Source organism: Curtobacterium sp. VKM Ac-1376, assembly GCF_015351025.1.
Classification (GTDB): Bacteria; Actinomycetota; Actinomycetes; order Actinomycetales; family Microbacteriaceae; genus Curtobacterium.
In genome coordinates this window covers 88,280-100,523 of the sequence record NZ_JADKRV010000001.1, presented here as the reverse complement: position 1 = coordinate 100,523, position 12,244 = coordinate 88,280, and the positions used below count along the sequence as shown (strand labels likewise).

The window sequence follows — 12,244 nt, the reverse complement described above, 5'->3', positions numbered from 1 at the left end:
CGCAGCCGGTTCCGGTGCGACGCGCCAGCGGCGGACCGGCCGTGCCGGTGGGGAGAGGCGCGGGGCGGGCTGGCACCGCGCCTCCAGGCAGTCTGTGGACAAGTCGGCAGACTGCACAGCGCTACTTGACGGAGCCGGCGGTGAGCCCGCCGACCAGGTAGCGCTGGAAGATCAGGTACAGGGCGACGACGGGGACCGCGCAGACGATCGAGGCGGCCATCATCTGGCCGTAGATCGGGACCGCGCCGCCCTCCTGGGTGGTGCCGAGCACCTGCAGGACCACGGCGACCGTCCGGGTGTTCGGGGTCGTCATGATCGTGGAGAACAGGACGTCGTTCCAGCCGAGCAGGAAGGCGAAGATCGCGGACACGACGATGCCGGGCCACGACAGCGGGAGCACGATCTTCGTCAGGATCTTCGTCGAGCTGGCGCCGTCGATGCGCGCCGCTTCCTCGAGTTCCTTCGGCAGGCCGCGCAGGTAGGTGACCATCACCCATGTCGAGAACGGCAGGGCGAAGGTCAGGTAGGTGACGAACAGGCCCCAGCGGGTGCCGATGATCTGCACGCCGGTGGCGCTGGCGATGTTCGAGAACACCACGAAGACCGGCAGGAGCAGGAGCGTGCCGGGGATCGACTGCAGGGCGAGGAGCCCACGCAGGATGGTCAGCCGCCCGAGGAACCGGAACCGGACGAGCACGTAGGCCGTGGACACGGCGAGCGCGGCACTCGCGACGGCGACGGCACCGGCGGTGAGCATCGAGTTCACCAGCCCCTCGCCGAGGGCGACGGTGGACCAGATCTCGACGTAGTTCGACAGCGTGAACTCGGACGGGAAGTACTCGCCGCGGGCGACCGCGACGTCGGAGTTCACCGAGCCGAACAGGATGTAGAGCACCGGCACGGCGATGAACGCGATGATCACGGCGATCACCACGATGAGCAGCCAGCGGGGCAGGAGCCGGGTGACGTCGGTGTCGTAGGGACGCTTGTGGCGGCGACCGGGCGCGGTGATGCTCTCGGTCAGGGTCGCCGTCGGGCGGGTCCGTGTGGTGGTGAAGGCGGTCATGCGCGTGCTCCGTCGATGTCGGCGGCGGTCGGGGCGGCGGCGAGCGTGGCGCGGTCGGCGCGGCGCTGCTTCCGGTTGGGGCCGGCGTCGTCACCGGTGTCGAGCTTGACCGCCCGCAGGTAGACGAACAGCGGGATGGCGACGATCACGAGTGAGCAGATCGCCATCGCCGCGGACAGGCCGAAGCGGAACGACTGGAAGCTCGCGATGTACGTCAGGACGGGCATCACCTCGACGCTGGACGGCAGCGGGACGCCGAACAGCACGAACGGCAGCGTGAAGTTGTTGATGTTGTGCAGGATCGAGATGATCACCGCGAGGCTGAGCGGTCCGCGCAGGTACGGGAAGATGATGGAGCGCAGCTTCGCCCACCAGGTCACCCCGTCGAGGGCAGCTGCCTCGTGCACCTCGTTCTCCACGGCCTGCAGTCCGGCCAGGGACAGCAGGTAGACGAACGGCCAGCTCGTCCAGATCATCACGCCGGCGAGCGCCCAGTACGACGCCGAACCGTTCAGCCACAGCACGTCGGTGTGCAGGACCGAGTTGACCACGCCCTGCGGCTGGAGCATCGTGCGGAAGAACGTGCCGACCACGAACGCGGGGAGCACGTACGGGATGAGGTAGATCGACCGGACGAGCCCGCGGCCGGGGAACCGGTTCTGCGTCGAGATCGCGGCGGCGACCCCGATCGGCACGGTGACCGCGGTGACGAGCACCGACAGGGACACCGAGATCCAGATGGAGTGCAGCAGGGGCGAGTTCGTGAACGCCTCGGTGAAGTTGGCGAACCCGACGAACGGAGCGCTGAACCACTCGCGCAGCGTGTACTGGTCGAGGTCGAGCATCGCGATGAAGAACCCCACCAGGAGCGGCACCACGATGACGGCGAGCATGAGGACCCCGCCGGGCAGGAGCATCCACAGCGGGCGCTCGCGTTTGTAGAGGGGCGTCTTGCCGGCCGGGCGGACCGGCCGGGGCGCTGCCGCGTCGGTGCGGGGCCTGGTCTGCGTGCTGGTCATCACAGACTTCCGTTCTTCTGACGATCGAGGGTGGCCTGGGCGTCCTTCTGGGCGTCCTGCAGTCGCTTGCGGAGCTGGTCGTCGGTGACCTCGCCGGACTTCAGCGACGGGATCGACTGCACGACCACGTCGACCAGGGCGAGCTGGATGTCGGACCAGGCGCCGGTGAACGCGGTCGGCTTGGACAGGCGGCCGGCGTCGATGATCGGCTTGAGCTGCGGGTTGTCGGCCGCCAGGTCGGCGGCGGCCGACGCGTTGGTCGGCAGGTTCCCGAACAGGTCGTAGTACTCGAGCTGGGCCTTCGGGGCGCTGAGCTGCTTGATGAAGGCGAAGGACAGGTCCTGCTTCGTGCCGTAGTCGGCGACGACCCAGTTGTCGCCGGACAGGATGCTGGCGGCCTCGATGCCGTCGGACGGCCGCTCGGACGCACCCGGCGGGACGGTCGGCAGCAGGGCGAACTCGTACTTGCCGTCGACCTTGGTGTCCTGGAACGAGTTGATGGCGGTGGTGGTCGTCATCGGGAAGAACGCCGCCTTGCCCTCGGTGAACTGCGCGAGGGCCTGCGCGTTGTTCCAGCCGATCGCGGCCGGGTCGACGACACCGTCCTTCGTCACCCAGTCGAAGTAGGTGCGGTAGGCGTTCTCGACGGCCTCGCTGTCGATCTCGGCCTTCGAGCCGTCGACGATCGTGTTGCCGGCGTTCTGGGCCATCCCCCACACGAACTTCCAGGGGTCGAAGCCGTCGGCGTAGGCGATCGCCATGCCGTGGCGTCCGTCACCCGTGGTGGCCTTCGCGTCGGCCGTCAGCTCGTCCCACGTCGTGGGCATGTCGGTGATGCCGGCCTTCGCGAGCAGGTCCTTGTTCACCGCCATCACGAACGGACGGCTGGCGAACGGGATCCCGATCTGCTTCGACGCACTCGGACCGGAGATGCCGCACGACGCGGGGTCGAACTGGTCCTTGCCGCCGATCGCGTCCCACTCCTTCGCGCCCATCTCGACGAAGGCACCGGTGGCGTACGCGGTCGGGGTGAACGTCGTGCCGATCGCGTAGACGTCGGGGCCCTGCCCGGAGATGACGCTCGTCTGGATCGCGGTCAACTCCTCCTGCGCGGACGAGTAGGTCTCCCACTGGATGTCGGCACCGGTGGTGCGCTTGAACTCGGCGGCGGTCTCCCGCTGCCACTGTTTGCGTTCCTTGGGGTAGGTGGTGTCCGCGCCCATCATCACGCGGAGGGTGTTCGGGTCGTCGCCGCTGCCGTTCACCACGGCACATCCCTGCAGGGACAGTGCGGCGAGGGCGACCACGGCGACGGCACCGACGATGGTGCGGACTTGCAGTCTTCGCGTCTTCACGGGGGTTTCCTCCTCGAGACCTCCTCCGAGCGGCGCTGCTCGGTGGCACCACTGTTCCGCCGTTGGCAACATGCGGCAACCGGTTGCCACTTGTTGCCAGACGCGAATACGTTCGGCCTCGTGAGCGGACTCTCGACGAACGACGGCCGCGACGGGGCCGGTGCCGGCATCGCCGTCGGTGCGACGCGTCGCGTCACCATCCGGGACATCGCGGACGCCACCGGGGTCGCCGCGTCCACCGTCTCACGGGCCCTGTCCCTGCCCGACCGGGTGAACGCCGTCACCCAGGAGCGCATCCAGCGGGCCGCCCGCGAACTCGGCTACGTCGCCAACTCGCAGGCCCGGGCGCTGACCTCCGGCCGCACCCGCGCCGTCGCGGTGCTCGTCTCCGACATCACCAACCCCTTCTACTTCGACGTCATCCGCGGCACGCAGCACCAGCTGGCGGGTGCCGGCTGGACGCAGCTGCTCGTCGACACCGAGGAGTCCGCCGACGCCGAGATCGCCGCCCTCACCGCCGTCGGGGCGAAGGCCGACGGCGTCGTGCTCACCGCCTCGCGCCTGTCCGACGCGCAGATCGCCCGGTTCGCCGAGCGGATCCCCCTGGTCGTCGTGAACCGTCGGCCCACCGGCGTGCCCTCGGTGCTCATCGACACCCCCGGCGGGGTGGAGCAGGCGGTGCAGCACCTGGTGTCGCTGGGACACCGGGAGATCCTGTACATCGCCGGGCCGGACAGTTCGTGGTCGAACGAGCGTCGGTGGCGCGCACTCGTGCAGGTCGCCAAGCGCCTGGGGATCCGTGTCGCCCGGGTCGGGCCGCACGCACCGTTCGTCGACTCCGGTGCCGCGGCCGCCGATGCCGCCGTGCACGCCGGTGCGACCGCGTGCATCGCCTTCAACGACCTGATCGCCATCGGGATGCTCGCCCGGCTGCGGGAGCGGGGGGTCCGCGTCCCCGAGGACATGAGCATCGTGGGCTGCGACGACATCTTCGGCGCCGACTTCTGCAACCCGCCGCTCACCACGATGACCTCGCCGATCGAGCGCGCCGGCCGGGTCGCGATCCGGATGCTGCTCGGACGACTCGGCGCCCTGCCCGCCGACGAGCTGCCCGGGGAGCACATGTCCGGCGCCGTCGCGCTGCCCACCCACCTGACCGTGCGCGAGTCGACCGGGCCGGCGCCGGTCGCCGGCACCGGCTGATCCCGTACGGGCGGCCCCGAACTCGCCACACCCGCACTCGCCGCCCCGAACTCGCCACACCCGAAGGAGTCGATGATGACCCGCACCAGCACCCCCACCCGGCTCACGCCCCACCCCGACCGGCTGCTCCCCGCGGACCCCGGAGCGCGAGCCGTGGCACGCAGCGTGTACGAGGCGGTCAAGGACGCCCCGATCATCTCGCCGCACGGGCACGTCGATGCAGCGCTGATCGCCTCGGACCAGCCCTTCAGCGACCCCGCGTCGCTGCTCATCACGCCGGACCACTACGTCCTCCGCCTGCTGCACGCGAACGGGGTGGACCTGACCGCGCTGGGACGCGCTGACCTGTCGGGGACCTCACCCGTGCCTCCAGGCCGCGCCATCTGGCGACAGCTGGCGGAGCACTGGGACGACTTCCTCGGGACCCCCGTGCGCTACTGGTTCGAGACGGAGCTGCACGACGTGTTCGGGCTCGACCAGGCACCGTCAGCCGCGAACGCGGACGACCAGTACGACCACATCGCCGGTCTGCTGGCGTCCCCCGCCTTCCGGCCGCGCGCCCTGTTCGACACCTTCGGCATCGAGGTCCTCGCCACGACCGACGGCCCGGCGGACGACCTCGCCGCGCACGCGCAGCTCGCCGCCGACCCCGGCTTCACGGGCCGGGTGCTCCCCACCTTCCGCGCGGACGCCGTGTTCGACCCGACGCGGTCGGACTGGAGGCCCGTGGTCGCGTCGATCGGCGAGGCCGCCGGCATCGACACGGGCACCCACGCAGGGCTGTTGGCGGCGCTCCGCGCACGTCGCCGGTACTTCATCGAGCACGGCGCGACCGCGACGGACACGGGCGTGCTCGACGCGGGATCCACGCCGCTGTCGTCCGTGGAGCGCGAACGGATCCACGCGGCGGCACTCCGGGACCCGTCGTCGGTCACCGAGTCCGAGGCGACGGCGTACCGGCACGACATGCTCTACCGCTGGGCGGAGATGAGTGTCGAGGACGGCCTGGTCATGCAGCTGCACCCGGGGGTGATCCGGAACCACCACACCCCCACGCTCGAGCGCTTCGGGCCGGACACCGGGCACGACCTGCCGGCGGTCGGGTCGTTCACCGAGCCCCTGCGCCCACTGCTCGAGTCGTTCGGCACCGCACCCGGGTTCCACCTCGTGCTGTTCACCGTCGACGAGACGGTGTTCTCGCGCGAGATCGGTCCGCTGGCGGGCTTCTACCCCGCGGTGTACGCGGGGGCACCGTGGTGGTTCATCGACACTCCGGCGGCGATCGGGCGGTACCGCTCGGCCGTCACCGACTCGGCCTCGTTCACGAAGACGTCCGGGTTCATCGACGACACCCGCGCGTACTGCTCCATCCCGGCGCGGCACGACATGGCTCGTCGTGCGGATGCGGCGTACCTGGCGTCGCTCGTGGTCACGCACCAGATGTCCGAGGAGGACGCCGTCCGGACCGCGGGGCGCATCGTGTCCGACATCCCGCAGGCGACGTTCAAGCTCTGAGGGGCGGGCGCGGGCGCGGCGGGCGCGGGCGGGCGTGGCGCGGCGGGCGCGTGGTGCGAGGTTCCGTGCTCGGTGCGAGGGTCGCCGGGTCGCACGGAACAGGGAACCTCGCACGGTTCGGCGCTGCGCCGGTACGGTCAGGCGCATGACGGAGCGGGTGACGAGGGCGTACAGCGCGCGGGCCGACGAGTACACGGCAGTGCTCGGGTCGATGGACGCCGTCCACCCCGATGACCGGGCACTCGTCGACGCCTGGGCAGCGGGTCGCCGCGGCCCCCTGCTCGACGCCGGGTGCGGGCCGGGGCACTGGACGGCGCACCTCGCGCGGCAGGGGAATCGTGTCATCGGCATCGACGCGGTGCCGGCGTTCGTCGAGCACGCACGACGGACGCACGGTGCGGTGGACGTGGACATCGACTTCCGGGTCGGGTCGCTCGACGCGCTGCCGTTCGGGGACGGCAGCGTCGACGGAGTCCTGGCCTGGTACTCGGTGATCCACCACGAACCCCCGCGGATCGGAGGGCCACTGGCCGAGTTCCGGCGGGTGCTCTCCCCCGGCGGCGGTCTGCTGCTCGGGTTCTTCGAGGGCCCTGCGGTCGAGGCCTTCGACCACGCGGTCGTCACCGCGTTCCGCTGGCCCGTCCCGTCCCTGGCGGCACTGCTGAACGAAGCGGGCTTCGACGTGGTGGACGTCCACACCCGTTCAGCACCGGGGCACCGACCGCACGGGGCGGTCAGTGCGGTGCGACGCTGATCGTGACCGCGTGGTCGATCAGGCGTCCGAGATCAGGGGCATCAGGGCCGCGGCGATCTCCGGCACGGCGTCGAGTTCCCCTTCGGCGATCGCGACGATGAATTCGTACGCCTCGTTGTTCGAGGCGTGGAGCCGGACCCCGTTCACACCGAGGAAGACCACGAGCAGCATCAGTCCGAGGCGCTTGTCGCCGTCGACCAGGGCGTTGTTCCGGACGGCGGAGTGGACGAGTGCCGCAGCCTTCTCGACCAGTGTCGGGTAGGCATCGTTGCCGCCCACCGAAGCGGCGGGACGTGTGATCGCCGCCTCGAGCAGTCCGACGTCGCGGACCGCGGAGTCCGCCCCGAGGGTCCGCCGAGCGATGTGCAACGCCTCGTCGCTGGTGAGGTGGATCACTTGCCGAGTCGATCGAGTGCCTCGGCGTAGCGCGGGAGTCCTGGAACGACGCTCCGGGTGTCTCCCATGACGACCGCCGGTCTCGGGACTTCGGGGATGACGAGCACGGCGATGCGCCCCTGTGGAGGAACGGCTCAGGACCCGTCAGCGGTCATCGGCCGTCGCTCAGGCTGAGGTGACCGCGAGCGCGGCCAGTATCTCTCGCACGGTGTCGTCGACCGAGCCGTCGATCGACACGTCGACGGCGGCCTCGTCGGGCTGGGGTCGCTCGAGCGTCGCGAACTGGGAGTCCAGCAGCGAGGTCGGCATGTACTCGTGCCGGCGGTGCGACTGGCGCTCGGCGATGAGCTCACGCGACCCGTCGAGGAACGCGATGACGAGGCCCGGGGCCGACTGCCGGAGCCGGTCGCGGTAGACCCGCTTCAGAGCCGAGTTCGCCATCACGCACCGCGACCCGCCGGCCTCGACAGCGGCGATCCGCTCCGCACAGGCGTCGAGCCACGGCCACCGGTCCTCGTCGGTGAGCGGGATGCCCTGCCGCATCTTCTCCTTGTTGGCGACCGGGTGCAGGTCGTCAGCGTCCACGAAGACGCACGGTTCACCCTTTGCCGTCAGGGCGTCGGTCACGGCCTGCCCGATGGTCGACTTGCCGGAGCCGGAGACGCCCATGACGAGGACGGGCGGGTGGACAGCGCGCGCGTTCATCCCTCCAGAGTATTGATCCGGTGAACTCCGGTCCCCAGTTGCCGGAACACCCGTGCGGTCCCAGGGCAGCGGTCGTAGGTTGGGCGACAACGTCCGGACAAAGGAGACCCTCGTGGCAGACAACAACGGTCAGGCGAACATCGGGGTCGTCGGACTCGCAGTGATGGGCTCGAACCTCGCCCGGAACCTCGCGAGTCGCGAGGGCAACACGGTCGCGGTCTACAACCGCACGTACGCCCGCACCGAGGAACTGCTGCAGGAGCACGGTGACGCCGGGTTCATCGCGTCCGAGGACATCGACGGGTTCGTGGCCTCGCTGTCCAAGCCCCGCACCGCGATCATCATGGTGCAGGCCGGCAAGGGCACCGACGCCGTGATCTCGCAGCTCGCGGAACGGTTCGAACCCGGCGACATCATCGTCGACGGCGGCAACGCGAACTTCCACGACACCATCCGCCGCGAGCACGATCTGCGGGAGAAGGGCCTCAACTTCGTCGGTACCGGCATCTCCGGCGGTGAAGAGGGTGCGCTGAAGGGTCCGTCGATCATGCCCGGTGGCTCGAAGGAGGCCTGGGAGACGCTCGGGCCGATCCTGAAGTCGATCGCCGCGGTCGCCGAAGGTGAACCCTGTGTCACCCACATCGGCACCGACGGCGCCGGGCACTTCGTGAAGATGGTGCACAACGGCATCGAGTACGCCGACATGCAACTCATCGCCGAGTCCTACGACCTGCTCCGCCGCGTCGGCGGCCTCACCGTCGAGGACCTGGTGCAGGTGTTCGACGAGTGGAACAAGGGCGACCTCGAGTCCTACCTGATCGAGATCACCGGCGAGATCCTCAAGCAGCGCGACGACGAGACGGGCAAGCCGCTCGTCGACGTCATCCGCGACGAGGCCGGTTCGAAGGGCACCGGTGTCTGGACGGTGCAGAACGCCGTCGGACTCGGTATCCCGGTCTCCGGCATCGGCGAGGCGGTCTTCGCCCGCGCGGTGTCGTCGAAGCCCACCCAGCGCGCCGCGGTGCAGAAATCGGTGCAGAACCGACCGTCCATCGCCGAGGTGCCGGACACCTTCGCCGACGACGTCCGGGCCGCCCTCTACGCCTCGAAGGTCGTCGCCTACGCCCAGGGATTCGATCTCATCATCGCCGGGGCGAAGGAGTACGGCTGGGACATCGACCTCGGGAACGTCGCGAAGATCTGGCGCGGCGGCTGCATCATCCGTGCGCAGTTCCTGAACCGCATCGTCGAGGCGTACGCCGAGAACCCGGAGCTCGAGAGCCTGCTCGTCGACCCGTACTTCGCGAACGCCGTCGCCGAGGGCGAGGCCGCGTGGCGCCGCATCGTCGGGATCGCTGTCGCATCGGGCATCCCGGCACCGGGGTTCTCATCAGCGCTGTCGTACTTCGACTCGCTCGCCTCGGAGCGGCTCCCCGCAGCGCTCATCCAGGGGCAGCGGGACTTCTTCGGCGCGCACACGTACCAGCGCATCGACAAGGACGGCACCTTCCACACCCTGTGGTCCGACGACGACCGGCGCGAGGTCGAGCAGGAACCGTCCACGCACTGACACGAGCACCGACGCATTGATCGGCTCCGTCCAGGACGATCAGCACGAGGGGCCTCGCCGACCGCAGGGCCCTTCGTCGGTTCAGGCGACGATGCGCTCCCGCGCCAGGTCCGCGACGAGCCGACCCAACCGGGGTCCCCGCCCGAGCAGGCGCTGCGACCCCGGGCCGGTCCGCACGAAGAACGTCGTCACCGCGGGGGTGTCGTCCGGTCGGACGTAGTGGATCGCGACCGCGCAGGCACGGCGGGCGCCGCCGCGACCGATCGGCACATCCTCGAGCCCGACGTGCACGACCCGGCTCCACCGGATCACGAGCAGCCGGGTCGCACGACGTTCCTCGAGTTCCCACAGGGAGGCCTCGGTCGCCCCGAAGGCCCAGGTGACCCGGGCACCGAGGCGCACCTCCGGCCGGACCTCGGCGATGGCGGCGTCGAGTTCGGCGGTCGGTGCCGCGGGCACCAGCCAGACCGTCGGATCGATGCGGCGGATCGCGAGCGCGAGCGCTTCGTCGGCCTGCCTGCGACGGGCGGTGGCGGCGCGGACCACCGCGACGACGATCACGACGATGCCGAGGCCGATCGAACCGAACTCGACGAGGCCGTACCAGGACAGGTCCGCATCAGGCACGGTCGAGACGACGATGATCCGGATGACGAGGAGGGCCAGCCACACGGCGACGATCACCCAGCGCAGTGTCGACAGGCGTCGGGCCGACGACCTGGCCGTCCGACCCGTCCCCCGGGCGCGGCCGGACCGCGGGACGCCATCGGGATGCTGCAGCACGGCTCGATCCTCCCACGATCGGCTCGCCGCCTGCTGGCGGAGGGCGGTGAACGCCCGGGGAAGCGCACGCACAGCCGACGAGCGGCCCCGCGACCTACGCTCGGGCGGTGACCACCGAGACGACGGACGAGCCGAGCGGCCAGCCGACGAGCGAGCCTTCCGCCCAGCACGACGGCAGCCGCGTGCCTCGACCGAGGTCGTTCGCCGCCGCCGTGGGCGTGGTGGCCGCAGCCGCGTTCCTCGGCGTCGCCGAGTTCGGCGCCCTCCTGCTCGGCGGAGCGGGCAGCCCCCTGGTCGCCGTCGGGTCCGCTGTGATCGACCTCGCACCCCCCGGCGCGAAGGACCTGATGGTCGCCCTGTTCGGCACCGGCGACAAGGTCGCCCTGTTCGTCCTGATGGCCGTCCTCGTCGTCGCGATCAGCGCCGGAGCCGGGGTCCTCGAGCGCGCCCGCCCGCCGTTCGGCGCGCTCGTCTTCGCCGCCGGTGGGGTGCTCGCGCTCCTCGCGGTCAGCACCCGTTCCGGCAGTGGTACCTGGGACGGTGCCCCGACGGTCTTCGGTGTCGCCGCAGCCGTCGTCGTCCTGCGGGTGCTGCTCCGACGGCTCCGCCGCTGGGAGGCCGCAGCGGCCGTGCCGACGGCGTCACCGCGACCGGCGTCGGTCGAGCGCCGCGCGTTCCTGGTCTGGGGCGTCGCGACGGCAACGGTCGCGATCGTGGTGGGCACCGCCTCCCGGCTGGGGTCGTCCGCGATGCAGGCTGCGGCCGCTGCCAGGCGAGCCATCCGGCTGCCCCGTGCCGCGACGACCGCACGGCCGGTGCCCGCGGGGGCCTCGCTCGACGTCGACGGCATCACCCCGTACATCACTCCGAACGCCGACTTCTACCGGATCGACACCGCGCTGCGGGTGCCGACGGTCGACCCGGCGGACTGGTCGCTGCGCATCCACGGGGCGGTCGAGCAGGAGATCACGCTGACGTGGGACGAGCTGCTCGCACTGCCCCTCGAGGAGCACGTCGCGACGCTGAGCTGCGTCTCGAACGAGGTCGGCGGTGACCTGATCGGCACCGCACGCTGGCTCGGCTACCCGATCCGCAGCCTGCTCGCGCGCGCCCGGCCGACGGGCGACGCCGACATGGTGCTGTCCCGGAGCGTGGATGGCTTCTCCGCCGGCACCCCGCTCGACGTGCTGCAGGACGACGGCACCGCTGCCCTGCTCGCGGTCGGGATGAACGGCGATCCCCTGCCGGTCGAGCACGGGTTCCCGGTGCGGATGGTCGTGCCGGGGCTGTTCGGGTACGTCTCGGCGACGAAGTGGGTCACCGAGCTGGAGGTCACGCGGTTCGCAGACGCGCAGGGGTACTGGACCCCGCGCGGTTGGTCCGAGCGCGGGCCGGTGAAGCTCGAGTCGCGCATCGACACCCCGCGGAACGGCGCGACCGTGACCGCGGGTCAGAGGGTCGCCATCGCCGGGGTCGCGTGGCAGCCGCACAAGGGCGTCAAAGCCGTCGAGGTCCGCGTCGGAAGCGGCGACTGGCAGCGCGCCGAGCTCGCCGACTCGGTCTCCGCGGACACTTGGCGACAGTGGGTGGTGCGGTGGACGCCGACCGCCGGCTCGCACCGCATCGAGGTGCGCGCGACCAGTGCGGACGGCGAGGTGCAGACGAGTGTGGAGCGACCGCCGGCGCCGAACGGTGCGACGGGCTGGCACACGGTGACGGTCGACGCGCGCTGACGGTCCTGCGCGGGGTCGCGTGACACGCCGCCCGTGTCGCGCCGAGATCGCCGAAAGCGTCGGTTCGCGGGCGAGCAGGCGGCACTTCGTGCCACCTCGGCGAACCTGAGCGGCATGTCGTGACCGCTCGGCACGCACACGGACA

General features: G+C 70.8%; 11 protein-coding genes. 5 read left to right on the top strand and 6 right to left on the bottom strand.

The window, feature by feature from the left end; all coding sequences use genetic code 11:
* Positions 1-121: 121 nt before the first annotated feature.
* Genes ITJ56_RS00455 through ITJ56_RS00445 form a run of 3 tightly spaced genes read right to left on the bottom strand, consistent with a single transcriptional unit; the run spans position 122 to position 3,440 of the window.
* Complete coding sequence (locus tag ITJ56_RS00455; protein WP_228516880.1) at positions 122-1,066, bottom strand: carbohydrate ABC transporter permease; 945 nt, start codon at positions 1,064-1,066, stop codon at positions 122-124.
* The gene (locus ITJ56_RS00450) at positions 1,063-2,085 is read right to left on the bottom strand and encodes a carbohydrate ABC transporter permease (RefSeq protein WP_194626383.1); all 1,023 of its coding nucleotides are present in this window, start codon (positions 2,083-2,085) and stop codon (positions 1,063-1,065) included. Before ITJ56_RS00450 ends, ITJ56_RS00455 begins: the two co-directional genes overlap by 4 nt.
* Positions 2,085-3,440 (bottom strand): ABC transporter substrate-binding protein, encoded by a 1,356-nt coding sequence (locus ITJ56_RS00445; RefSeq protein ID WP_194626381.1) that lies wholly within the window; start codon positions 3,438-3,440, stop codon positions 2,085-2,087. Before ITJ56_RS00445 ends, ITJ56_RS00450 begins: the two co-directional genes overlap by 1 nt.
* Before the next feature lie 120 nt (positions 3,441-3,560).
* Here ITJ56_RS00445 and ITJ56_RS00440 point away from each other — a divergent pair, with 120 nt between their 5' ends.
* The 3 genes from ITJ56_RS00440 to ITJ56_RS00430 all read left to right on the top strand — a co-directional run bounded on the left by ITJ56_RS00440 (position 3,561) and on the right by ITJ56_RS00430 (position 6,912).
* Positions 3,561-4,643 carry a LacI family DNA-binding transcriptional regulator gene (locus tag ITJ56_RS00440; RefSeq protein WP_416354741.1) on the top strand — a complete coding sequence of 361 codons (1,083 nt, stop codon included), beginning with the start codon at positions 3,561-3,563 and terminating at the stop codon, positions 4,641-4,643.
* A 75-nt stretch (positions 4,644-4,718) separates the two neighbouring features.
* Positions 4,719-6,158: a glucuronate isomerase gene (uxaC, locus tag ITJ56_RS00435; RefSeq protein ID WP_194626378.1), complete on the top strand. Its 1,440-nt coding sequence runs from the start codon at positions 4,719-4,721 to the stop codon at positions 6,156-6,158.
* 145 nt (positions 6,159-6,303) lie between these two features.
* Positions 6,304-6,912, top strand: a complete 609-nt coding sequence (locus tag ITJ56_RS00430; RefSeq protein ID WP_194626376.1) for a class I SAM-dependent methyltransferase — start codon at positions 6,304-6,306, stop codon at positions 6,910-6,912.
* Positions 6,913-6,930: 18 nt separating this feature from the next.
* Here the strand turns inward: ITJ56_RS00430 and ITJ56_RS00425 are convergent, their stop codons facing one another.
* Positions 6,931-7,308 (bottom strand): type II toxin-antitoxin system death-on-curing family toxin, encoded by a 378-nt coding sequence (locus ITJ56_RS00425; protein WP_194626374.1) that lies wholly within the window; start codon positions 7,306-7,308, stop codon positions 6,931-6,933.
* A gap of 165 nt (positions 7,309-7,473) precedes the next feature.
* Positions 7,474-8,013: a gluconokinase gene (locus ITJ56_RS00420; RefSeq protein ID WP_194626372.1), complete on the bottom strand. Its 540-nt coding sequence runs from the start codon at positions 8,011-8,013 to the stop codon at positions 7,474-7,476.
* 112 nt (positions 8,014-8,125) lie between these two features.
* Between ITJ56_RS00420 and gndA the strand changes: the two genes are divergently transcribed.
* On the top strand, positions 8,126-9,583 hold the full coding sequence (gndA, locus tag ITJ56_RS00415) for an NADP-dependent phosphogluconate dehydrogenase (protein ID WP_194626370.1): 1,458 nt from the start codon (positions 8,126-8,128) through the stop codon (positions 9,581-9,583).
* 81 nt (positions 9,584-9,664) lie between these two features.
* Here gndA and ITJ56_RS00410 read toward each other — a convergent pair whose 3' ends face one another.
* A complete protein-coding gene (locus ITJ56_RS00410; RefSeq protein WP_194626368.1) occupies positions 9,665-10,366 on the bottom strand; it encodes a hypothetical protein in 702 nt (233 codons plus the stop codon).
* Between the two features lie 107 nt (positions 10,367-10,473).
* On the opposite strand from ITJ56_RS00410, the gene ITJ56_RS00405 reads away from it, so the two are divergent.
* Entirely contained in the window at positions 10,474-12,099 is a 1,626-nt protein-coding gene (locus ITJ56_RS00405) for a molybdopterin-dependent oxidoreductase (protein WP_194626366.1), read from the top strand.
* Positions 12,100-12,244 lie beyond the last annotated feature (145 nt).

Coding starts and splice junctions, on each gene's coding strand:
- ITJ56_RS00430 (WP_194626376.1), top strand. CDS start 6,304: ATGACGGAGCGGGTGACGAGGGCGTACAGCGCGCGGGCCGACGAGTAC.
- ITJ56_RS00420 (WP_194626372.1), bottom strand. CDS start 8,013: ATGAACGCGCGCGCTGTCCACCCGCCCGTCCTCGTCATGGGCGTCTCC.
- ITJ56_RS00450 (WP_194626383.1), bottom strand. CDS start 2,085: ATGACCAGCACGCAGACCAGGCCCCGCACCGACGCGGCAGCGCCCCGG.
- ITJ56_RS00455 (WP_228516880.1), bottom strand. CDS start 1,066: ATGACCGCCTTCACCACCACACGGACCCGCCCGACGGCGACCCTGACC.
- uxaC (WP_194626378.1), top strand. CDS start 4,719: ATGACCCGCACCAGCACCCCCACCCGGCTCACGCCCCACCCCGACCGG.